Consider the following 23,495-nt stretch of genomic DNA (forward strand, 5'->3'; position numbering starts at 1 on the left):
CCAAAAAATTCTATCAGGAGCCCTCATGCGACCAAGCGGCCGTCAAATCGACCAACTACGCGACATCACCATTGAACGATCTTTCACCAAACATGCCGAAGGCTCCGTATTGGTCAGCTTTGGTGATACCAAAGTGATCTGTACCGCCAGCGTTGAAAGTGGTGTTCCGCGCTTTATGAAGGGTGAAGGTAAGGGTTGGGTGACGGCAGAATACGGCATGTTACCGCGCGCTACCGGCAGCCGTAACAACCGCGAAGCCGCCCGTGGCAAGCAAACCGGCCGTACCGTGGAAATTGGACGTCTGATTGGCCGTTCGCTGCGTGCCGCGCTGAACATGGAGCTGCTCGGTGAAAACACCATCACACTGGATTGCGATGTCATTCAGGCCGACGGTGGCACCCGCACCGCGGCCATCACCGGCGCCTATGTGGCGCTGGCCGATGCCATTACCGGCATGCTGGAAAAAGGCACCCTGAAGAAAAACCCAATTAAACACCCGATTGCCGCAGTTTCTGTGGGTATCTGGAACGATACCCCAGTGCTGGATCTGGACTATGCCGAAGACAGCACCGCCGAAACCGACCTCAACGTGATCATGACCGGCACCGGCGGCTTTGTGGAAATTCAGGGCACCGCCGAAGGTGAACCGTTCGCGCCGGATCAACTGACGGCCATGTTGGCGCTGGCCGAGAAAGGTGTGCGCGAACTGTGCGACATTCAGCAGCAGGCCCTGGCTCAGTAAGGCAGGCGAAACTCAGCTGCAGATTGGCCGCAGGCCCAGGTGCCGCGGCTAGTCTGTTCAATGCGCTACCCGGAATGAAAACAGGATACCACTATGACTTACAGCATGACCGCCTTTGCCCGCAAAGAGCAAAGCTACGATTTCGGCACACTTTCGGTTGAAATTAAATCAGTGAACCAGCGCTATCTGGAGCCCACCTTCCGTATGCCGGAAACACTTCGGCCGATAGAAATGAAGCTGCGCGAACTGCTTAAAAAGCGCGTTAAACGCGGCAAGCTGGAAGTGAATGCCAAATTTTATTCCGCCAGTGGCGAGCAGGCGCTGGATATCGACGAAAGCCGGCTGAAGGCCGTGACCGGCGCACTCAACAAGCTGGAAGGCTCGGTTAACAACTCGGCCCCGGTTAATCTGATTCAGTTGCTGCAATACCCGGGTATCTTGATCGACAGCGAAATCGATGCCGAGCAGGTTCAGCAGGAAATGACCCAGCTTTTCAACGCCGCACTGGATGACTTCCTTGCCGGTCGAGAGCGTGAAGGCGCTGTGCTGGCCGAAGCCATTGAAGAGCGCCTGGTGGATATCACCGCCATCGTAGAGGCTATTCGCGCCGAAGTACCGGAATGGGTTCAGACCTTCCGCGATAACCTGCGCGAAAAGGCGCAGAACCTGGGTGTTGAGATGGATGCCGACCGACTGGAACAGGAAGTGGTACTGCTGGCGCAAAAAGCGGATGTCGCCGAAGAACTCGACCGCCTCGACGGCCACGTTAAAGAGTGTCGTTCCATTCTGAAGCAGAAAGGTGCCGTGGGCCGTAAGCTCGACTTCCTGATGCAGGAGTTCAATCGCGAAGCCAACACGCTGGGTTCTAAAGCAACCAAAGAGAGCATTACCCGCAATGCTGTGCAGCTAAAGGTGCTGATTGAGCAGATGCGGGAGCAGATCCAGAATATTGAATAAGGTATAGCGGGCGAGACGCCCGCGTTCCCCAGTGCCATTTTTTAATTGAGTGCTCACTCGCCAGTAGCTTGCCTCCTCTGGACCGCGGGCGTCTCGCCCGCATAAGATTGATACCTATACATCAATCGGCCCGCACGGAAAGCGGGTGCCGCTGTTGAAAGGACGCCCTTCAAATGGAAGCGAGAAGTCGCGGCTATTTACCGCACATCGACCATGCACACTACCAATTCATCACCTACCGACTGGCAGATTCACTACCGACAGCCGCGGTTAAATCCCTGCATCTGATAACAGACAGCAACAAGCGTAAACGTCAGTTAGAGGTGTATCTGGATGCCGGTTACGGATTTTGTCTACTGGCAAAAGATCAACACGCTCAAACTGTATTGGATTCTTGGCGGTATTCTGCAGGTAAAAGTTACGATTTGATTGCCTATGTCATCATGCCAAATCATGTTCATTTGCTGATTCATCCGTATCAGGGGCAGTCACTCGATGCCATTGTGCAACGCTGGAAGAGTTATACGGCACACATGCTGAACCAGCAGGATAAAACCTCTGGGCGAAGTGTGTGGATGCCAGACTATTGGGATCGTTATATTCGGGATGAGCAGCACTTTAACCGGTCTGTTGAGTACATTCATAATAATCCGGTGCAGGCAGGCTTGGTGGGGTGCGCGGAAGATTGGTGTTACTCCAGTATTCATGGCTTTAAGCTGCCTTGGGAGAAAGCAGACTGTAAGTCTGGGCATCGCTGAGCAGGTTGGGTTTTTGCAGGCGAGACGCCCGCGTTCCGGTGCCAGCATTGAATAGAGTGCGCACTTACCAATAGCTTGCCTCCTCTGGACCGCGGGCGTCTCGCCCGCAAATCCACCGACCTGAATGCCATAATTTGCGGCTGCCTCGCCCTCCCCCCACAGAACAAGTAGATGAAAAATATTTCCAAATGTGAATAATTATCAAATACGTCCAGGTCTGAGCCAATAAATGCCACTGCTCAGTTTTAGGCGTGAACTTTCACCCCGGAGGTCCTTTGTTCAACAACGCTGTCACGTCGCTTACCCTGATGTTATGTTCCTCGCTTGCGCTGGTCTCTGCTGATGACACTGTCGCCTTGAACGCCAGCGCCGAACTGGGCCAGCTGCTGTTCTTCGATGTCAATCTGTCGAAAAACCGCAGCCAATCCTGCGCCACCTGCCATAACCCGGCGCACGCCTTTATTGATAATCGCTTTAATCAGCTGGACGGTATGGTGTCGCTCGGTGACGATGGTCATTCGTTTGGCGACCGCAACGCGCCAACGGCGGCCTATTCAAGCTTTATCCCTGTGATTACCCGTAACGATGCCGGTGAATTCCGTGGTGGGCAGTTTCTGGATGGCCGTGAACGCGATCTGGCCGGTCAGGCTGGTGGCCCGCCGCTGAACGAGCTGGAAATGGCGATGCCCGATAAAGCCTCTGTCGTTTCCCGTCTGCAGGAAAATGCTCTTTATGTTGAGCGCTTTACCGCGATATACGGTGATGCTGTTTTCGATGACGTCGATGCGGCCTACAGCGCGATGACCGAAAGCATTGCAGACTTTGAAAAAACCGAGTTTTTCTCGCCCTTTGACTCCAAATACGACCGCTACCTGCAGGGTGAGGCGGAGTTAACCCAGCAGGAATCGCTGGGCGAGGCGCTGTTCTTTTCGCAGCAGTTCACCAACTGCAATGGCTGTCATCAATTGAAGCCCTTTGCTGGCAGCCAGGGTGAAACCTTCAGCAATTATGAGTATCACAATTTGGGTGTGCCGGTGAATGAAGCGGTGCGTGCCGCGAATGGCCTGGGTGCAGACTATATCGACCCCGGTCTTCTCGCTCACCCGAGGATTGATGATAAAAATCAGGCCGGGAAGTTTAAGGTGCCAACACTGCGCAATGTTGCGGTCACCGGGCCATACATGCACAACGGAATTTTCAGCGATTTACGCACGGTGGTGCTGTTCTACGATAAGTTCAACAACAGCACGCGGAAACTCAACCCGGAAACCGGCGAGCCGTGGCGGTCCCCGGAGGTCAACCGCAACCTGGCGCTGGAAGATGAGGAGTTCAATGCACCGGCGCTGACCGATAAAGAGGTCGATGCACTGGTGGCCTTCCTGAAAACCCTGACCGACCAGCGCTATGAATATCTGCTGGAAGCAGAACGTTAGGCATTCAACAGGCTGGAAGCCATGAGAACGCTGAGCACGATAAAGAAGACACCACTGATTTTATGCAGCAGCCCAATGTTAATACGGGCCATGAACTTCCGGCCGATGAACACGCCTAAAAAGGCAGTTGCACCCAGCGCCAGTGTGGCAGCCAGCCAGATAACCATCGGCGGATGAGCCGTGGCCAGTGTGACCACCGCAATTTGCGTTTTATCGCCAAGTTCGGCCAGAAAAATCATCAGGAAGGTGGTGATGATCAGGTGGTGACTGGGCTTCTGGCATTCGCCCTCTTCGGCTTCCTCTTCCTCCGTATTACGCAGCGCCAGTACACCAAACACTAAAAACAGTAAGGCGGCGCCAATCGTCAGCCAGTCGCCGGGAATGACCGCAGCCAGACTGGCGCCAATACTGACCGCCAGCACATTAAGAATGGCGAAGGCCAGAAATGCACCAACGAAGACCGGTCGGGCGCGATGGCAGGCGGCAAGTGTCATGCACACCAGCTGGCTTTTATCGCCGATTTCAGCCAGGAAGATGGTTCCCAACGGCAACAAAAACGCGGAGAAAAACTCTGATAAGTAGTCCATGGCGGCTCATTAAGGCTCGATTTTTTATAGGAGGCGCGCAATTTATCATTGACTATGTTTGATTATCAAACTAAATTGCCAGTAAATTTACTTTGATGGTCAAACTATATGTCTGGTAATGCTGCTTCTAACTGCGCTCACGCCCACACCTTCGTCAACCCGCGTAAGGACGGTGAACGTAAAACGGTCTATGTACTGCTGCTCACGGTGACGGCGATGGTGGCCGAGATTGTTGCCGGTACTGTGTTTGGGTCAATGGCGTTGTTAGCCGATGGCTGGCACATGGCGACCCATACCGTTGCCTTTGCCATCGCCCTGTTTGCCTACCGGTTCACGCAAAAGCATCTGTACAGTGGGCGCTATTCGTTTGGCCCGGGTAAGGTGAATGTGCTGGCCGGATTCGCCAGTGCCATCGCACTGGGTATGGTGGCGCTGTTTATGATCGTTGAGTCGATCCACCGGTTGATCGGGCCGCAATCCATTCAGTTCAATGAGGCAATTCTGGTCGCGGTTATTGGCCTTGCTGTGAACCTGGGCAGTATGTTTTTGCTCAAGGACCACCACCATCATCACGACCACGACCACGACCACGACCACGACCACGACCACGACCACGACCACGACCACGATCACGATCACGATCACGATCACGATCATGGCCATGAGCATCATGACCACAACCTGCGGGCAGCCTATATGCATGTACTGGCCGATACACTAACCTCGGTGCTGGCGATCGTAGCCCTGCTGTTCGGTAAGTACCTGGGCTGGTACTGGCTGGATGCGGTGATGGGGATTGTTGGCGCCGGTGTCATCCTTAAGTGGACGCTGGGCCTGCTCAAGCAAACCGGCCCGGTGCTGCTGGATGAAAGCATCAGTGATCATTATCGGGATGAGGTGAAAACCTTCCTGGCGAACGAGGGTGAAGTCACCGACCTTCACATCTGGCGTGTCAGCGCCGAGAACTATTGTGCTGCCATCAGCCTGAAGCGGGCCTCGGAAAAAACCGTGCAGGAAATCAAATCGCAACTGCTGGCGCGGTTCAGTAAGATTGACCACCTGACTCTGGAAATTGACAGCACACAATAATGAATAACCTTACCAAGCTGAATCAGCTCATCACTGAGTTTTACGACAAGATGTCTTCCTGGGAGCAGTCTGTCGTCAGGGAAACTGGCTACTCACTGGCGCAGATTCATACCATCGAGGTGCTCGGCAATTACGGCAACCTGCGCATGAAAGAACTGGCCGAGCGGCTTGGCATTACCACCGGCACGCTGACGGTACAGATTGAAAAACTGGTCAAGGCAGAGTTGATTGAGCGCCGCTCACATCCGCAGGACAAGCGCTCAATTCTGGTTGGCTTAACCGCAGAGGGGCTGAAGATACATAACCACCATAATCAGCTGCATATGGCCTTGGTAGCGGAGCTGACACGTGGCTTATCCACAGAGCAGGAAGCCGCCCTGCTGGCCGCGCTGGAGGTCATGAACCGACAGTTTTAGGGACCACGTTCGGTTTGATCGATTAAACTTTACATCAATATTCATTTATTCTGATGGTTTAGCCTGCCCGGGCTATTGCGTTGTTTGAATCTTTACTTAAAATGATAATCATTCTCATTAGAGTTAAGGAAACAGACATGCAACTTATCAATGCAATTCAATCGGAGCGCGCAGCAGGCTTTAAGTCTCAATTCCGTGTTCAGAACAAACGTTTGGTGTTGCCGGTAGCCATGTTTGCACTTTTGATTGCCGAGCCGACCCGTGAAGTGGTGGTGAACACCCTGGCGGATGCATTCTGGGCGGTCTCTGCCTATGTCGCTTTCACGCTGGCGATCTACCACTTGATCTCTAAGGTGATCAGCAGCGACAACAAGGTCGTTCAGTTATTCAACAGCTCGCGCAACTATCAGGTGTTCTTTTCTGCTTTGTTGGGTGCCTTACCCGGTTGCGGCGGTGCCATCATTGTGGCCACACAATTCGTCAGCGGCCGGGTTGGTTTCGGGGCTCTGGTGGCGGTTTTAACTTCAACCATGGGCGATGCGGCCTTCCTGTTGTTGGCGGCTAAGCCTGAGATTGGCCTGGCGTTGGTTGCCATGGGCGTTGTTGTTGGCGCGGTTTCCGGCTGGATTGTGAACGCCATGCACGCCGACAGCTTTCTGCGACCTGAACAAAAGGATGCAGTAAAGCAGCCGGCCTGCGCCGTTGAGGTCAGTCGTGAACAGAAAGGTTCTAATTTGCAGGGGCAATTCTGGGCCGTGTTGTTGATTCCGGTCGCCGTGATTGCAGGGTTGGGTTCGTTTCAAATCGATGCTAATGCCTTCTTTGGGTTGCCGGAGATATCCATTGAGTGGGCCGGAGCCGCCCTGTTGATCGTCAGCATGGTTTTATGGGCAATTACCAAAGAGGTTGGCAGCTATGAGGATGTGGTTTCTGAAGACACCAAATTTAAGTCCGCCGGGCCGATGCAGAAGACGGCTCAGGATACCAACTTTGTTACCGCCTGGGTGGTGGTGGCGTTCCTGGTCTTTGAACTGAGCACGGCGTTTTCCGGAGTGGATTTAGCGGCGGCCTTCTCTGGCTGGGGTGTCTGGATGCCATTGATTGGCTTGGCGGTGGGTATGTTGCCCGGCTGTGGCCCGCAGATTCTGGTATCCAGTTTGTACCTTGCCGGCGCGGTACCGCTATCGACGCAGATTTCTAACTCTATCTCCAACGATGGTGATGCCCTGTTCCCGGCCATTGCCCTGGCGCCAAAGGCCGCACTGGTGGCGACCTTCTACTCAGCTGTTCCGGCTTTGGTCGTTGGCTATGGCTACTTCCTGTTGTTCGAAGTGTAACCATCACCCCACAGCCGGCAATGCCGGCTGTTCCAGTAACCGCGAAAAGTCATCGACCGCCACCGGGCGGCTAAACCAGAACCCCTGAAAGTGACGGCAGCCCTGCTGAGACAGAAAGTGCTGCTGCTCGCCGGTCTCAACACCCTCCGCAATGACCTCCAAGCCCAGGCCATTGGCCATCGAGATAATGGTGGTCACAATGGATTGATCACTGTGGTCAATGAGCACATCGCGTACGAAGGAGCGATCGATCTTCAGCTGATAGAGCGGCAGTTGCTTCAGGTACTGCAGCGATGAATAGCCGGTGCCAAAGTCATCCAGCGAAAACTGAATCCCCACCCGGTTGAGTTCGTTCATTTGCGCCACGGTGCGTTCAACATCGGTCAACAGCAGCGTTTCTGTCAGTTCCAGCTTTAGTTGTGCCGGGTTCAGGTTGTAGTTGCGCAGAATGCTCAGCACCCGGGTGGCGAAATCTGGCTGGCGGAATTGTTTAATGCTGACGTTTACAGAGAGCGTCAGCGCTTCTGTATGCGATTGGCGCTGCCACTGCTGCAATTGCTCGCAGGCACTGGCCAGAACCCATTCGCCGATCGGGATAATGAGCCCGGTCTCTTCGGCCAGCGTAATGAAGCTGCCCGGGGCGGTGAGTTCACCATTGGGCTGCTGCCAGCGCAGCAACGCTTCGGCACCACAAATTTGCCCTTGCGCATTCACCTGAGGCTGGTAATACAGCTGGAATTGCTTCTGTTGCAGCGCCAGGCGCAGTTGCGCTTCCAGCTCCATTTGGCTGGAAACCCTGTTCTGCATCTCCGGGTCAAAAAAGCACAGCGCATTGCGGCCGCGGCTTTTCGCCTGATACATGGCGATATCGGCCTGCTTCATCAGCTCGGTCGAGCCATTTTCATGGCCGCTGAACAGGGTGATGCCAATGCTCACCGTGCTGTTGTACTGGATGTCGCTGAGCTGAAATGGCTTATTCAACGAGTTGAGAATGTTGTTGCCGATCAGCTCGCTCTGCAGGGCCGCCTTCATCGGGTTTTCATCGAGGTTTTCCAGCATGATCACGAATTCGTCGCCGCCAATCCTGGCCAGAGTGTCTTCTTTGCGCAGGCAGTCAGAGAGCCGCTTGCTGAGTTCGATCAGCAGTTGATCCCCAACGTCATGGCCATAGCTGTCGTTCAGGGTTTTGAAGTGGTCGATGTCCAAAAACAGCAGTGCGTTGTTCTTGCTGCTGCGTGCCGTGGCGATCAGCACCTGTTCCAGACGGTCGACCAGCAGCCGGCGATTGGGCAGCGCCGTTAGCGGGTCGAAAAAGGCCAGTTGCTCAACTTTGCGTTCGGATTCTTTGTGTTTGGTGATGTCCTGTACAAAGCCGGACATTCTTTCGGGCTGGCCATTGGCGTCATAGATAATCTGGCCGCGGCATTCGATCCAGCGGACCTCGCCGTTATCCGGGCGGGTGATCGGGTATTCCACAAAATGCTCGGTGCCGCGCTCAAAGGCGCTATCCAGCGAACATTTGAACTGAGCATGATAGTGCTCGTCCATGATGCTGCACAGTGTTGCCGGCCCTGCCGGAACCTGGTGCTTATCGAGGCCAAACAGATCGTACATCTGGTCCGACCAGGTCACCTCTTTACCGCCGGCTGAAAAATCCCAGTAGCCGATCTGGGCGTAGTCCATGGCTTCCTGCAGGCGTTTTTCGCTGGCTGCGAGCAGGTTTTTAACCATGCGTGCCTCCGTGACCTTGCGGGTCAGGTGGCGGGTGATATTCGACAGGCTGTTAAAGTTGGTAACAACCACCTTAACGATCCGGTTTTTTGCGCTGTCGACCTGGTGCTGCGCATGGCTGTGCGCCTGTCGGTGGTCGAGACCGCGCTGGCGGGCCAGAACGTATTCAACCGCGTATTTGTCTTCTTCAAGAATCTGGGTTGCGAGCCATTTCGACAGCACCGCCAGGGTTTGTTCGATCAGCGCGGATTGCGGATTCCCTTCAAGCTGGTGTTGCAACTCGGCGGTCTTTTCCAGCAGTTTGACGTGATCGAGCCGGTGGCCAAGGAGCAGCGGGTTTTCCTGCTCGTATTGCTGCCAGAGCTTTTCTTCGGTTTTGAAGTGGTGACGTGCGCCTTCGATGAACAGCTCGAAGCGCGTGTTCAGGGTTGCCACCGGTTCTTCAAAAATTATCCCGGTGGCCATCTCGTTCAGGGCCTGCAATAAAATTTTGTGCTGAGCATCGATCTCGGCGACACCCAGTTCGAAGTGTTCGCCCCAGGGGAAAATTTCCAGAAATTCTTGTTTCATAAAATCCGATTACTCAGCTGCACATAACGTCGGCAGAATACCTGACCCCCTAAGGTTAGCAGCAGAATAATTCTTTGCGTGCTCAACTGCGGCGAACCCTCTGGCGTGCTGGTGTCATTTCTGACGGGCAACTAGTTGGCTTCTATGGCCTCAGCGGCCAGCGGCTTGAGTACCTTGGATTTCGACTTCCAGCGCCCGCGATGCCAGCGTACAATCACGATCAACGCGCGGGTCCATTCGTCGGTACCAACCGCGAACCAGACCCCGACCAGGCCAAAGCCCCAGTGCAGGCCAAGCAGCCAGGCCAGAAACACACCGATGCCCCACATGCTGACAATGCCGATTTTCACCGGAAACACCACATCACCGGCACCCTTCAGTGCAGAGATGACAATCAGGTTCACCGCCCGGCCGGTTTCCAGATAAAAAGACACCAGCAGCACCGCGCCAATCAGCTGCTGAGTTTGCGGGTCATCGCTGAAGAAGGCGGCCAGCGGTGCCCGCAGGCTGTAAATCAGCGCGGTCAGACCGAATGACACGGCGATGCCCAGCAGCCAGTAGCGGTGCACGTTGCTGCGCAGCTCCTGTTTGCGGTCCTGACCAACCATATAGGAAGAAAGAATCTGTGAGCCGTTGCCCATGGCCATGGCGTAGGCGAAGATCAACCGCTGCAGGGTCTGCACTATGGTCGCCGCCGCCAGCGCCATGGTGCCGAGCTGGGCGATGAAGAACATGATGCTCACCTGCGCCAGATTGTACGACATGCCTTCGCCGGCATTGGGCAGGCCGAGCTTGAGAATGTCCTTCATGCGCGTCGCTTCTGTGTTGAATATCTGCCGGAACGAAAACGGAATGCTGTGGCGGCGGATTAGCCGGTAGGCGACAAAGGCCGAGATCAGCTGGCTGGCAACGGTGGCAAAGGCGACACCGGTGACGCCGGTCACCGGCAGGCCGAACGGCCCGAACAGCGCGGCGAAGTTGCCCAGTCCATTAATAACACCGGCCATCAGCTGAATAATCATGGGCGATTTGCTGTAGCCGTAGGCGCGCAGGATGGTCGAAAAGCCAATGCTCAGTGCCATGCCGAGTGACAGCGAGCCGACAATCAGCAGGTACCCCTTAGCGTAGGCCTCCGGAATTGGCGCCATGCCATAGAGCGAAACAATCGCGTCGCTGGCCATAAAGAAGAGCAGGCCCACCGCAGCGCTGAAAATCAGCATCAATAGAATACCGGCTTCAGAATAGCTCCGGGCTTCCTGTTTTCGGTTTGCCCCCAGGTTTTGGCCAATCAGAATCGCACTGCCCGAGGCCACGATCATGTAGCTGATGATCATGAACACCACAAAGTGCCCGGTCAGGCCAATGGCGGCCACCGCTTCCTGTGAATAGCGTGCAATCATGGTGACATCGATGGTCATGATGCTCATGCGCAGCAGGGTTTCGATGAATATCGGCCAGACAAGGGTGCGGATATTCATGCGCTTGCTGAGGTTCGAGGAATGCGGCACTGCGGCTCCCGGTTAACAATGTATGCGGTTACATGGGGGCGGCATTGTACGCCTGTTGCTACAGCTTAGGAATAAATAAGCGCTGATTTGATGCACTCATTGGCGGTCTAGCCTGCTATTATTGGCGGCCAGTTAATTGCAGTTTAATCAGGTCTTATTATGTCTTTAATTTTAGCGGCTGAAGCCATAGTGCCGGGCACTCTTTACATCGTTGCTGCGCCAAGTGGTGCCGGTAAAAGCAGCTTGGTGAATGCGCTGATCAAGCGCCTGTCGTTTGTTTACCTTTCCATCTCCCATACCACCCGGGCCATGCGTCCCGGCGAGGAAGATGGCCAGCACTACCACTTTATCAACAGCGAAGAATTTGTGCAGCGCGTCGGTGAGGGTGAGTTCCTCGAGCACGCCCAGGTGTTTGATAACTACTACGGTACCTCGCAGAAGTATGTGCAGCGCCAGCTTGATGCCGGCCACGATGTGATTCTGGAGATCGACTGGCAGGGAGCGCAGCAGGTTCGTAAGCTGATGCCGGACTGTAAGAGCATCTATATTTTGCCGCCTTCCAAAGAAGCGCTGCAGGAACGTTTGGAAAAACGCCAGCAGGACAGCGCTGAAGTGGTTGCCCGCCGTATGCGCGACGCCGTTTCAGAGATGTCGCACTACGCCGAGTTTGATTACCTGATCATCAATGACGATTTCTATAAGGCGCTGGATGAGATGTGTACCATCTTTACCGCCAACCGTACCGCGATTGCTCAGCAGCAGGTGCGTTACGAAGCCTTAATTGAACAATTACTGAATTAATTGCCGGTTGGCGCTTTGAAATGGCCGCGCAGAGGCCTTTTAAAGATTGCCAAAACGGCCAATTTCCGTACAATTGCGCACCTTGCAAAAAATGCACATAGGAGAATACCGTGGCACGCGTAACCGTAGAAGATTGTCTGGATAAAGTTGATAACCGTTTTGAGTTAATCATGGTCGCTAGCAAGCGTGCACGCCAGATCGCCAACGATGGCGCTGAAATGATGGTTGAGGAAGATAACGACAAGCCAACCGTTATTGCGCTGCGTGAAATCGCTGAAGGCAAAATCAACGCAAGCATTCTGGAAAGCAACGAAGAGTAATCTTTCGGGCTTTTTAAAAATAAACCGGGCTTTTGCCCGGTTTTTTATTGCCGTTTATAAGTGATTCAATAAACTTAAGGCTAAGATAAACAATTCTGATGGAGCTGCCTTGGCCACTGTACACGACCTTGCCGTAAGACTGGACGACTACCTTTCGCCTGAAAAGGTCGCCCGGGTTAAGCGCGCCTACTTCTATGCTGAGCAAGCTCACGAAGGTCAGATGCGTCGCAGTGGTGAGCGTTACATCACCCATCCGCTGGCCGTTGCCAATATCCTTTCAGAGATGCACATGGACCATCAGAGCCTGATGGCCGCCATGCTGCACGATGTTCTTGAAGACACCGCCGTGGCCAAAGAGGCCATCATCGAACAGTTTGGTGAAGGCGTTGCAGATCTGGTCGACGGCGTTTCCAAACTGACCCATCTGGAGTTTGAAAGCAAACTCGAAGAGCAGGCAGAAAACTTCCAGAAGATGGTGTTGGCGATGTCGAAGGACATTCGCGTTATTCTGGTCAAGCTGGCCGACCGGCTGCACAACATGCGCACCATGAGCTCCATGCCGCCGGAGAAAAAACGCCGTAAGTCGCGCGAGACGCTGGAAATCTACGCGCCCATTGCACTGCGTCTGGGTATTAACGATCTGCGGGTTGAGCTGGAAGACCTGTCGTTTGAATCCATGTACCCGCTGCGGGCTGAGCGCATCCGCTCGGCCATTCGCAAGCAGTTTGGTGCGCGCAAAGAGATGGTCGAGATTATCGGCACGGCGCTGAGCAACCGGCTGGCCGACGAAGGCATCAGCGCGGAAGTGAATGGCCGGGAAAAGCATCTGTATTCAATCTACAAAAAGATGCGCGAAAAGCGGAAGTCTCTGAAAGAAATTCTCGATGTATATGCCTTCCGGATTACCACCGATTCCATCGACTCCTGCTATCGCATTCTCGGTGTCGTGCATAACCTCTACAAGCCGGTGCCCAACCGCTTTAAAGATTACATCGCCATTCCCAAGACCAATGGTTATCAGTCACTGCATACCACGCTGATTGGCCTGAGCGGCGTGCCGATTGAGATTCAGATACGCACGCATGACATGGAAGACATGGCCAACCACGGTATCGCCGCCCATTGGCTGTATAAGATGGATGACTCGCAGACCACGCAGACACACGCCCGGGCACGGCGTTGGGTGAAAAGCCTGCTGGAAATGCAGGAAAACGCCGGCGATTCGGTTGAGTTTATCGAGAACGTGAAGATCGACCTGTTCCCGGATGAGATCTATGTCTTTACGCCCAAGGGCCGGATTATGGAGCTGCCCAAGGGCGCAACACCGGTCGATTTTGCCTACGCCGTCCATACTGATGTCGGCAACAGCTGTGTCGGTTGTTTGGTTAACCGCAAGCTTGCGCCACTGAGCCAGGCACTGAACAGCGGCGATTCCATCAAGATTATTACCGCACCGGGTGCCCGCCCGAATCCGGCCTGGCTGAACTTTGTCTTCACCGCCAAGGCGCGCGCCAACATTCGCCATTTCCTCTCCACGATGGAGCGGCAGGATGCCATTCGTCTGGGTAAGAAGCTGCTCGATAACCAGATGGAGTCGCTCGACAGTAACTTTGAGGCGGTGCCAGCGGGTGTCGTTAATGCGGTGCTTGAAGAATCCTCTCTGCGCGATGCCGACCATCTGTTTGAAGAGATCGGCACCGGCAACAAAACCGCCTATATGGTGGCCCGGCGTTTGTTGCAGCTGAGCAGCGAAGAACTCAAGGCCGAGCACAGCTCGCTGACGATTCAGGGCACCGATGGCCTGCTCATTACCTACGCCAAGTGCTGTCGCCCTATTCCCGGTGACCCGATTGTCGGGGTTATGAGTAAGGGTAAAGGCATGGTGGTGCATACCGAGCAGTGCCGCAATATTGCCGATTTACGCAATGATCCAGACCGATGCCTGCATCTGCACTGGGATAAGGCCATGGAAGGCGAGTTTCAGGTTGAAATTCGTGTCGACCTGCGCAACGCCCGTGGGGTGCTGGCCAGTGTGGCCAATGCGGTTTCCCATGCCGATGCCAATATCGAATCCATTCAGATGCAGGATGTCGATGCCAGCAACACCCGCATGTCGCTGGTGGTGGCCGTCTCCGGCCGTAAGCATCTGAGCCGGGTGATCAAACGCCTGCATGCATTGCCAACGGTGTCTAAGATCGAGCGAATTTAGTACGTTCTTTACGTTTTCTTAGCAGCCTGTACACATGATGCGAGTGAAAAACTAAACAATTCCCATTGTTTACTACCTATAATGGCAGCCTTTCGATTCTCTTAAGGCTGCGTTCATGATCCGTTTTCTATCCTCCTTTGTGCAATCACGCTGGTATTGGTCGGCTGTCATCATCGTTGGCCTGGGCATGGAAGCTGTTGCCCTGTTTTATCAGTATGTACTGGGCGAGCCACCGTGCGGGCTATGTATTCAATCGCGTGCCTGGACACTGCTGGGTGTGCTGATCGCACTGGTCGGGCTGATTGGCAATCGCCTGCTGGCCGTGCGCTATGTCGCCCATTCGGCGCTGATCGTGACTCTTGGCTTTCTGTGGAAGGTCAGCCGTGAAGCGGTGTTAGTGGAGCGTGGCATCATGGAATCCAGCTGTGGTATGGATGCCGGCTTCCCGTCCTGGATGCCGCTGCATGAGTGGCTGCCGCAGGTGTTTGAAGTGATGACCTTCTGTGGCTTCACGCCGGACTTCGTGTTTGGACTGACCATGGGCGAAGGCTTGCTATACGGTGTGATTGTGCTGTTCTTCATTGCAGTGGCGGCGTTGGCTGTTCAGCTGCTTAAGTCTTTTGGTGTAATTCGCGTTTAGCCCCGGCATCAGGCACTGCCCGGCTGAACCTAGGGAGTGTTTCAGATGAGTCTATTTTCGTCCGCGAAACGGGGCAGCAGTGCCCTGTTGATGCTTTGGTCTGCAGCTGCAATCAGTGAGCCGTTGCAGGTTGACTGGGTGTATTTTTCCGATTCTGGCAGCTGGTTATCGCGCTCACAGGCGCTGCATGCACAGCAAACGGTGGTGCCCTTACCACTGAACAATGTGACCCCTGACAATTTCTGGTGGCAGACAGAAAAACCCGGTAGCCAGCTGGTGTGGCGTTCTCAGCAGCAGGGTGTGCTGCCGAAAGCGGGCAGCACGGTGGAACTCAATGATCAGCCCGGCCTGTGGCTGGTGGAAGATGTCAGCTATGACATGCTGGTGTTACGGCAGGGCAAAATGCTTCGTTACTGGCCTCGCGAACAATGGCATCAGCTGTCCTGGCCGGCTGTTGCCCATAGCGAAGCCTTTAGCTTTGAGCTCGTTCAACCGCGCAAGCGCAACGACAACCTGCGTTATGCCTGGTGGGATACCGAGGTAACCGCACAAGTACATTACCGGTTGAACCTGGAGGATGATCAGCCGTCGCTGGTGCAGGAGCTGATCGTCGCCAACCCCGGCGCTGTTGATATCCAATCGCCCGGTTACAGCTACGCCCAGTCTGCCCAGCCGAAAGCCATGATGCGGGCCGCAGTAATGGCCGAAAGCGATGCCGTTGGCGTACCGCAACAAAGCCAGAGCCAAGGCGTTCCGCTGTTGGTTTCAGATCAGCCCTTTAACCTGCCGGCCGGTTCGCGCCAGTGGCTGCCCCTACAATCGGTGGCACTGACCGAGGTTGAGCGTAATTACAGCATTCGCTGGGATACCCGCCAGACAGGTACCGTGGCCGCGCAGGCTTCACTGCGGCTGGTTTCCGATCAGCCGATGCCCGAGCTTTCGGGGTCTGTGAAGGTGCCACTGTTTGATCAGCAGCTGGCGATGCTGACCAGCTACTATCAGCCGTCGCTGGAAACCGAAGCGAGCCTGAGTTTAGGGCAGAGCAATCTGGTGGTGCTGAAGGCTGAATCACGAGGTCAGAACCGCTGGCTGCTGACGCTGGCCAACCGTTCTGATCAACCGGCGAGCGTGGCATTGCAGTTGTCGCACTGGGATGGCAAAACCAACCGGCAGATTCCGGTTTCCGAACAACTGGCAGCCAAGCAGAGTAAAAGCTTTGAATTAACGGTGAACAGTGTTGGGCGCATGGAGCTGCGCTAACTGAGCAGGATATTGAACAGAAATGCAGGGCGCCGGGTGTCGGTGCTCTTGCAAGCTAACCGACAGCCAGCCCGCGCGCCCTTTTTGGGGTGAACCCCATCACAGGTGTTGTTGTCAGGACTTGGCCCTTCAACACCTTCAACATAGTCTGGAACCCGCGGAAATTCAGGTTTTTTTACATTTTGGTACACAAATTAAGGAAAGCGTCATTTCTGCTGTAAGAATTGACGCAGATGGTCACGCTTCGCGTCTGCTTACCTTTTAAAATATTCAACGCCGCCTTGCCAAAACTCCACTGCCCAGCCACGGTTGTTGATTGAGTTTCAACCGAATTTCCTTACACTGCCCTCCTTTATTAAAAATGATTAAAGCCTGAGCGGTGGCTCAGCAAGGTTGGAAGGAAAGGGCAACTAATGGCACTGCATACCGTTGAAAAGATAGGTGGCACATCGATGAGTAATTATCCTGCCGTGCGGGATAACATCGTTCAGACTTCACGTTCTCAGGCAGATATGTACCAGAGAATTTTTGTTGTTTCAGCCTACGGCGGTTTGACTAACTACTTGCTAGAGCACAAGAAAACCCGCGAGCCCGGCGTGTATGCACTGTTTGCCAATAATGATTCGGACTGGCAGTGGAGCGAGGCGCTGACCGATACGGCCAAGAAGATGCGACAGATTAACGCCGAGCTGTTCGAGCAGCCGCACCTGCTGAAGCAGGCCGATCAGTTCATTACCGAGCGCATGGAAGGTATACGCTCGTGCCTGCTCGATCTGCAACGTGTCTGTTCTTATGGCCATTTTCAGATCAATGAACACCTGGCGACGGTGCGTGAAATGCTTGCCGGTGTGGGCGAGGCACACAGTGCTTTTAATACCGCGCTGCTGCTGCAGTCCGAAGGCGTGAACGCACGCTTTGTCGATCTTTCCGGCTGGCGTGAGCAGGATAACCTGCCGCTGGACGATAAAATCAAGTCCGTCTTTTCGCGCTACGACTTTTCCACAGAAATGCCGATCGTGACCGGCTATACCCAGTGTCAGGAAGGCTTGATGGGCACCTTTGACCGTGGCTACTCCGAGATTACCTTCAGCAAGATTGCCGAGCTGACCGATGCCCGCGAGGCGGTTATCCACAAGGAATACCACCTGTCCACGGCCGACCCGATGGTTGTCGGTGAACAGAACGTGAAGCCGATTGGCCGCACCAACTACGATATTGCTGACCAGCTTTCGCTGATCGGTATGGAAGCCATTCACCCCAAAGCTGCGAAGGGGTTGCGCAAGCAGAACATTCCGCTGCGGGTGAAGAATACCTTCGAGCCGGATCACGACGGCACGCTGATCACCAACGATTACCGCTCCAAAACGCCGCGCGTTGAGATCATCGCCGGTATTCGCCATGTTTATGCACTGAACGTATTCGATCAGGATATGGTTGGCGAGCCGCAGCAATTTATTGAGCTGCAGCGGCTGGTGAATGAGTTCAACGTCACCATGCTGGCGAAAGAGCACAACGCCAATACCGTGACCTTCTATCTGGATACCGGCCTGAAGGTGGTCGAGCGCATTCAGGCGCGTCTGGAGCGTCACTTCCCGAATGCTGAGATGACCAGCCGCAAAGTGGCGATGGTTTCCGTGATGGGCTCGGATATGAGTATTCCGGGGATTCTGTCGAGCATGTCCAACGCCCTGGCGGAGCGCAGCATTAACGTGATGGCGGTGAACCAGAGTATTCGTCAGGTGGATGTTCGCCTGGTGGTTGAAGAAGATCAGTACGATTCCACCATCATTGGCCTGCATGAGGCACTGATCGAGAAGCCGGGTTACCCGGTCGACAATGGCTGAGGCTGAAAACTACAGTTAAATGAAGGGGGCGCAGATGGCGCCCTTTTTAATGCCTGATCAACTAAGCCAGATTACCGCATACCTGATTGCGGCCGGCATTTTTGGCTGTTAGCAGGCGTTGATCCGACAGGAAAATCAGCTGCTCAAGGCTCTTGTTTGGCTCCCATTCAACCACGCCGGCGCTGATGGTGACCGGGCGCTGCATCTCCTGCCACTTCAGTTCCGATACCTGCTGCCGCAGTCGATCGAGTGTATGAATGGCATCGTGGGCGTTGGTTTCCGGCATCAGCACCAGAAATTCTTCGCCGCCATAGCGCGCGCACAGATCGGTTTCACGGAAGTTGTTTTTGATCAGCCGGGCCAGCCGCGACAGTACTTCGTCGCCGAATGTGTGGCCAAAGGTATCGTTCAGGCGCTTAAAGTGATCGATATCGATCATCGCCAGTGCAAAGGCCGATTGATAACGCTTGGCAAACTGGTGCATCTGATCGAGCCGCTGTATGGCATAGCGTCGGTTATACAGGCCGGTGGTGTAATCCTGAGTGTCGGCGTCTTCTGCCTTTTGCTGCAGGCCGATGATCTCATTCACCAGATCACTGACGTCGGTGAGTATCAGCAACTGATCCCCGGTTTCATCCGCTGCTGACGAACGCTGCACCTGAACCCAGCGTGTCCCCGCCTGGCTGTTGATGCCGACATAGGGGTCATCCAGATTCTGGCTGATCAGCTTTTTTACCGACAGGCTGCGGTACTGGCGGTCGCACAGGAACACCTCCTGCTCTGCCAGCCAGCTGTCATTGAGCTCCAGCCGGGGTGACTTTTCATTGCCAAGCCATTTCAGTGCCTGGGGGTTGCTGGCAATCGCCTGTTGCTGTTCGTTAATGCGCAGTACTGCAGTGTTTCTGCCAACGACAATTCCGTTAGTCAGCATGTTTGATGCTGTTCGGGTATCGGAAGCGTTCATAGAGGCAAAATCCTTGTGTTGTAGAGGGAGATTCCGTTCAGGAAGCCAGAGGAAGTATAGACGGTTACGGCCTGCATCGCTCCATGATGCAGTGCCGATGCGGGCGTTTACTGAGCGGTCTTGCCGGCAAAGATGGCGTTGGCGACCACCGACCACTGACTGGCCCAGTCCTGCGTGGGTTTGCGCTTGAACTCGCTGCGTACAAACTGATTAATACGCCCTTCGGCCAGCACCAGCATCAGGTTGGAGGCCTGGTTCAGCGGGATTACCGGGCGAATGCCCTCGCGAATTTCGGCTTCACGGATGATCTGCTTGAGCTGGGTTTCCAGCCGGTCGAAGATTTGCACCACGCGTGAGCGCAGGCGCTCGACATCGCCGGCCAGTGCATCGCCGATCAGAATCCGGCACATGCCCGGGTTCCGCTCAGCGAAGGCCAGCAGCAGCGTTAGAATGGCTTCACAGCGTGGCAAAGCGTTCTCTTCTTCCTGAAGAATGCGGCTGACGCGGGTGAACAGCGTTTCTTCAATAAAGATGATCAGCCCTTCGAACATTTTGGTTTTACTGGGGAAGTGCCGGTACAGCGCCGCTTCCGATACGCCCACTTCTTTCGCCAGTTTGGCGGTGGTTATGGTCTGCCCTGGGTTTGATTCCAGCATTTGCGCGAGCGACTGCAGAATCTGATCGCGCCGGGATGCTGCTTCAGGTGCCTTGCTCATGCTTCCCCCGTTGGGTCATTGGTGATCAGCGTGCCGACACCGGTATCAGAGAATATTTCCAGCAGGGTGGAATGCGGGACGCGGCCATCAATGATGTGCGCGCTGGTGACGCCGGAATGGACAGCATCGAGTGCACACTGAATTTTCGGCAGCATGCCGCCGTAAATGGTGCCGTCTTTAATCAGCTCATTCACCTGATCGGTGGAAAGGCCGGTCAGTATATTGCCTTCTTTATCCTGCAGGCCGGCGATGTTGGTCAGCAGGATCAGCTTTTCAGCACCGAGCACCTCGGCCATTTTACCGGCCACCAGATCGGCATTGATGTTGTAGCTGTGACCGTCGGAGCCTACCCCAATCGGTGCTATTACCGGAATGTAGTCACTGTCTGTCATGCGCTCGATAAAGGCTTTATCGATCGATTCAACCTCTCCGACGTGACCGATGTCGATAATCTCTGACTTCTGCAAATCCGGGCTGTTGACCGAGACTTTCAGCTTCTTCGCTTTGATGCAGTGTGCATCCTTACCGGTCAGGCCAAAGGCGCGGCCGCCGGCCTGGTTGATCAGCGAGACGATGTCTTTATTCACCAGGCCGCCGAGTACCATTTCCACAACGTCCATGGTTTCTTCGGTGGTCACCCGCATACCGTTGATGAATTTACTCTCAATGTTGAGTTTTTCCAGCAGCGAACCAATCTGTGGGCCGCCACCGTGAACGACAACCGGGTTAATACCGACTGTTTTCAATAACACGATGTCGCGGGCAAAGCCGGCCTTGAGTTTTTCATCGACCATGGCGTTACCGCCGTATTTGATAACGATGGTCGTGCCCTGAAATTTTTGCAGGTACGGCAGGGCTTCATTCAGAACTTTGACGAAATCGTGGGCGGTAGTTTTATCTAAGGGCATAAGCGATCCGGTTAAATAAAAGTTGGCTCCGCCGCACAGCGGTCGAAGCGGAAAAATAGAGGGGCGCAAGTGAGTGCTTACTTGCGCAATCGGCGAAATTAAAAGGGAATTTGCAGCTGCCTGTCAACGGCTTGTAATTGCTGTTTAAAGAGTGACTGAATTTTGCGCAGGGCTTCTTCACTCTCGGCTTCGAAGCGGCACGACAGGTTTGAGGTCGATCTTGAGGCACGCACAACCCCCCAGCCATCTCGGAATTCAACCCGAATGCCATCCACATTAGAAACCTGGCCGACACCGAATTCACCCCGGCTTTCCAGGGCCTCGATGACCTTTTGCTTACGCTCATCGCTGGCGGCAATCCTGATCTCCGGTGTTGAGATATCCGGTGGCAGTTCGCTCAGCAGGGTATCGAGAGTTTCGCTTTGCTGGCTCAGCAGCTCAAGCAGACGGCAGGCCGTGTAGAAGCCGTCTTCAAAGCCATACCAGCGGTCACTGTAGAAGAAGTGGCCGCTCATTTCGCCGGCCAGCGCGGCATTGTTTTCTTTTATGGAGCGGCGAATCTGCGGGTGCCCGGACGGACACATGACCGGTTTGCCACCGTAGCCGGAAATCAGCGCCTTCAGGCGGAAAGTGCTCTTCACATCATAAAGAACCGTGGCGCCTGGATTCTTCTGAACCACCTGCTTGGCGAGCAGCATCATGAGCTTATCGGCAGAGATAATTTGTCCGGAGTTACTGACCACCGCCAGTCGGTCGCCGCTGTTATCGAAGGCGATACCGAGGTCGGCACGGGTTTCGATGACGGTGCGGGTCAGCTCCTGCAGGTTCTTTGGATTACTCGGATTAGGCAGGTGGTTGGGGAAATTACCATCGATATTGCAGAACAGCGGCAGGACATGACAGCCCACACCCTTGATCAGCTGTGGCGCCACAACCCCGGACACTCCATTGCCGCAATCGACCACCACTTTCAATGGCCGTGCCGCAGACACATCTTCGCTGACCCGGCTGAGGTAGGCATCGTCGGTTTTTTGGTTATTGATCTTGCCCTCACCGGTGAGGAAGTTCTGGTTCTGTATGCGGTGATACAGGCCCTTAATTTCATTGCCGGTCAGAGCTGCACCGCCGAGCACAACCTTGAAGCCGTTATAGGTACTGTCGAGGTAGTCTCCGGTCACCATAACGCTGGAGCTAATCTGCAGATGCTCACTGGCAAATGAACAGACCGGTGCAGCGGTTTCACCGATATCGACAACATCGCGCCCGCTCGCCACCAGGCCTTTGATCAGCGCATGGCTAATTTCTGAGCTCGACAGCCGGCCATCGCGCGCAACAATGACGCTCTGTTCACCGCGGTCGTAGGCTTCCGAGCCAATTGCCTGGCCAATCTGCATCGCTGAATCCAGGGTCAGTGTCTGGCCGACAACCCCGGCGATGCTGTAAGCCCCAAAGATCGACTCATCGACATCGACATGCGCGGCTACCGTGCTGCTGGCTTCGCTGATGCCGAGCAAATCGGCATCGCTTTCTATCATGGAGACATCCACATCCTGCTGGATCTCGGCCATATTTGGCCGCCCCATGGCGGAGTCGATAATGGTTGGGCCGTTGCCGGGCGTAAATTTACCCATCTGCATGCGGTTGAGGGCTTTGGCCAGCGAGGTGAAGATGGCGAAATCATAGTCGACAGAAACCGCGCCCTTGCCGGCGAGCATGTTCTGCACCTGTCGCGCGAAGGAGTTGGCATCTTTGCGTAAGGTAGCCTGCAGGCGTTGCGCGGCAACAAAGATCGGCAAACAGACCAGCACAATCAGCGCGCCGAAGTGCAGCCACAGCATATTTGCATTCAGTATGCTCGACAGAGCCAGTTCATCGGCCGGTTGGAAGGTCAATGTCCAGTTCGGGTTGGAGGACTGCAGCTGCATCACCTGATTGCGGTTTTTGGTGCCGTAGGTGACCAGCGTCTGTTTGGGCGCGCCGGGGAACTGCTGCTGAATGAGCAGGTTGCCCTTGCGGGCATCAATGCCGCCGAGCTGGTTTTTCAGGTAGTCGAGTGACTGGGTCACGGCCAGAGTACCGATTAGAGTGCCTTCGCTGTCCCGTACCGCTTTAACGCTTTGCAGGTAGGCGGTGCCATCGTACTGGTGTGCTTCGGTGGCCGGGTTCTGACCCTGTTCAGCCCTGCGGATCATATCCAGGCCGGCATGGGAGAGTGGCGGGAAGGTGTCGTTCTGCATCAGTGCACCGCGCAAGGGGGACAGATGCACCGTCAGCCCATAGGGGATCTGAGCCGCAATTCGTGATTCGGCGCGCAGCAGCAGCTCTTCATCGCCCTGCTCGATCAGTGACACAACCTCGGCAGACTGTGCGATCTGGTTCAGCAGCGTATTTTTCTCAGCCAGTACGTTGTTGACGTAGGCTTCATAGGTTTCGGCGACCGCATTGACCAACTGTTGACGGTGGTGCTGATCAACCGGTGCGGCATAAAAGCTGATAAGAAAGTAGCCAATGGCAGCAACGCACAGCGTGGCAATGACGATCGGCATATACAGAAAAGACAGAATGCTTCTGTTGCCCTGACCGGTTTGCTTCTTAGGTGCTGCTTTTTTCTTCGTGCTTTTCTTTTTTGTGGGCTCGTTTGCTTTGTTCGCTTTCTTTTTGGCCACGAATAAAGTCCTCTTAACTGCTCAATGGCATATGGATGC

General features: G+C 54.7%; 20 protein-coding genes. 13 read left to right on the forward strand and 7 right to left on the reverse strand.

Annotation, left to right across the window (positions count from 1 at the left end; genetic code table 11):
• The first annotated feature begins 25 nt into the window (after positions 1-25).
• The 4 genes from rph (at position 26) to BCF53_RS01445 (ending at position 3,890) form a co-directional block, all read left to right on the forward strand.
• Positions 26-742: a ribonuclease PH gene (gene rph / locus BCF53_RS01430; RefSeq protein ID WP_132699126.1), complete on the forward strand. Its 717-nt coding sequence runs from the start codon at positions 26-28 to the stop codon at positions 740-742.
• A 93-nt stretch (positions 743-835) separates the two neighbouring features.
• Positions 836-1,699, forward strand: coding sequence for a YicC/YloC family endoribonuclease (locus tag BCF53_RS01435; RefSeq protein WP_132699128.1), 864 nt, complete (start codon positions 836-838; stop codon positions 1,697-1,699).
• A gap of 173 nt (positions 1,700-1,872) precedes the next feature.
• Positions 1,873-2,457 (forward strand): REP-associated tyrosine transposase, encoded by a 585-nt coding sequence (locus tag BCF53_RS01440; protein ID WP_132699130.1) that lies wholly within the window; start codon positions 1,873-1,875, stop codon positions 2,455-2,457.
• Positions 2,458-2,732: 275 nt separating this feature from the next.
• Complete coding sequence (locus tag BCF53_RS01445; RefSeq protein WP_243645746.1) at positions 2,733-3,890, forward strand: cytochrome-c peroxidase; 1,158 nt, start codon at positions 2,733-2,735, stop codon at positions 3,888-3,890.
• Here the strand turns inward: BCF53_RS01445 and BCF53_RS01450 are convergent.
• Positions 3,887-4,477 (reverse strand): TMEM165/GDT1 family protein, encoded by a 591-nt coding sequence (locus BCF53_RS01450; protein WP_132699132.1) that lies wholly within the window; start codon positions 4,475-4,477, stop codon positions 3,887-3,889. The two genes, BCF53_RS01445 and BCF53_RS01450, sit on opposite strands and share 4 nt — an antisense overlap.
• Before the next feature lie 108 nt (positions 4,478-4,585).
• Between BCF53_RS01450 and dmeF the strand changes: the two genes are divergently transcribed.
• From dmeF to BCF53_RS01465, 3 genes are all read left to right on the forward strand, one after another.
• Positions 4,586-5,566 carry a CDF family Co(II)/Ni(II) efflux transporter DmeF gene (gene dmeF / locus BCF53_RS01455; protein ID WP_132699134.1) on the forward strand — a complete coding sequence of 327 codons (981 nt, stop codon included), beginning with the start codon at positions 4,586-4,588 and terminating at the stop codon, positions 5,564-5,566.
• Complete coding sequence (locus BCF53_RS01460) at positions 5,566-5,982, forward strand: MarR family winged helix-turn-helix transcriptional regulator (RefSeq protein ID WP_132699136.1); 417 nt, start codon at positions 5,566-5,568, stop codon at positions 5,980-5,982. The genes dmeF and BCF53_RS01460 overlap by 1 nt, the downstream gene beginning before the upstream one ends.
• A 137-nt stretch (positions 5,983-6,119) precedes the next feature.
• Positions 6,120-7,319, forward strand: coding sequence for a putative manganese transporter (locus BCF53_RS01465; RefSeq protein ID WP_132699138.1), 1,200 nt, complete (start codon positions 6,120-6,122; stop codon positions 7,317-7,319).
• Between the two features lie 3 nt (positions 7,320-7,322).
• Here the strand turns inward: BCF53_RS01465 and BCF53_RS01470 are convergent, their stop codons facing one another.
• Positions 7,323-9,620: an EAL domain-containing protein gene (locus BCF53_RS01470; RefSeq protein WP_132699140.1), complete on the reverse strand. Its 2,298-nt coding sequence runs from the start codon at positions 9,618-9,620 to the stop codon at positions 7,323-7,325.
• A gap of 131 nt (positions 9,621-9,751) precedes the next feature.
• Positions 9,752-11,128 carry an MATE family efflux transporter gene (locus tag BCF53_RS01475; protein ID WP_132699142.1) on the reverse strand — a complete coding sequence of 459 codons (1,377 nt, stop codon included), beginning with the start codon at positions 11,126-11,128 and terminating at the stop codon, positions 9,752-9,754.
• A gap of 159 nt (positions 11,129-11,287) precedes the next feature.
• Here BCF53_RS01475 and gmk point away from each other — a divergent pair, with 159 nt between their 5' ends.
• The 6 genes from gmk to BCF53_RS01505 all read left to right on the forward strand — a co-directional run bounded on the left by gmk (position 11,288) and on the right by BCF53_RS01505 (position 18,202).
• Positions 11,288-11,929, forward strand: a complete 642-nt coding sequence (gene gmk / locus BCF53_RS01480) for a guanylate kinase (RefSeq protein ID WP_132699144.1) — start codon at positions 11,288-11,290, stop codon at positions 11,927-11,929.
• 110 nt (positions 11,930-12,039) lie between these two features.
• Positions 12,040-12,249, forward strand: coding sequence for a DNA-directed RNA polymerase subunit omega (gene rpoZ, locus BCF53_RS01485; RefSeq protein ID WP_132699146.1), 210 nt, complete (start codon positions 12,040-12,042; stop codon positions 12,247-12,249).
• Positions 12,250-12,358: 109 nt separating this feature from the next.
• On the forward strand, positions 12,359-14,458 hold the full coding sequence (locus BCF53_RS01490) for a RelA/SpoT family protein (protein WP_132699148.1): 2,100 nt from the start codon (positions 12,359-12,361) through the stop codon (positions 14,456-14,458).
• A gap of 115 nt (positions 14,459-14,573) precedes the next feature.
• Positions 14,574-15,098, forward strand: coding sequence for a disulfide bond formation protein B (locus BCF53_RS01495; protein WP_132699150.1), 525 nt, complete (start codon positions 14,574-14,576; stop codon positions 15,096-15,098).
• A gap of 45 nt (positions 15,099-15,143) precedes the next feature.
• Positions 15,144-16,358, forward strand: a complete 1,215-nt coding sequence (locus BCF53_RS01500; protein ID WP_132699152.1) for a hypothetical protein — start codon at positions 15,144-15,146, stop codon at positions 16,356-16,358.
• A gap of 413 nt (positions 16,359-16,771) precedes the next feature.
• Positions 16,772-18,202: an aspartate kinase gene (locus BCF53_RS01505; RefSeq protein WP_132699154.1), complete on the forward strand. Its 1,431-nt coding sequence runs from the start codon at positions 16,772-16,774 to the stop codon at positions 18,200-18,202.
• A gap of 61 nt (positions 18,203-18,263) precedes the next feature.
• Here BCF53_RS01505 and BCF53_RS01510 read toward each other — a convergent pair whose 3' ends face one another.
• From BCF53_RS01510 to BCF53_RS19355, 4 genes are all read right to left on the reverse strand, one after another.
• Positions 18,264-19,166, reverse strand: a complete 903-nt coding sequence (locus tag BCF53_RS01510) for a GGDEF domain-containing protein (protein ID WP_132699156.1) — start codon at positions 19,164-19,166, stop codon at positions 18,264-18,266.
• A gap of 107 nt (positions 19,167-19,273) precedes the next feature.
• A complete protein-coding gene (slmA, locus tag BCF53_RS01515; RefSeq protein WP_132699158.1) occupies positions 19,274-19,882 on the reverse strand; it encodes a nucleoid occlusion factor SlmA in 609 nt (202 codons plus the stop codon).
• Complete coding sequence (gene argB, locus BCF53_RS01520) at positions 19,879-20,790, reverse strand: acetylglutamate kinase (RefSeq protein ID WP_132699160.1); 912 nt, start codon at positions 20,788-20,790, stop codon at positions 19,879-19,881. The genes slmA and argB overlap by 4 nt, the downstream gene beginning before the upstream one ends.
• 98 nt (positions 20,791-20,888) lie before the next feature.
• Positions 20,889-23,456 carry a phosphomannomutase/phosphoglucomutase gene (locus tag BCF53_RS19355; RefSeq protein WP_132699162.1) on the reverse strand — a complete coding sequence of 856 codons (2,568 nt, stop codon included), beginning with the start codon at positions 23,454-23,456 and terminating at the stop codon, positions 20,889-20,891.
• Positions 23,457-23,495: the final 39 nt, after the last annotated feature.

This window comes from Reinekea marinisedimentorum (genome assembly GCF_004341165.1).
GTDB classification, from domain to species: Bacteria; Pseudomonadota; Gammaproteobacteria; order Pseudomonadales; family Natronospirillaceae; genus Reinekea; species Reinekea marinisedimentorum.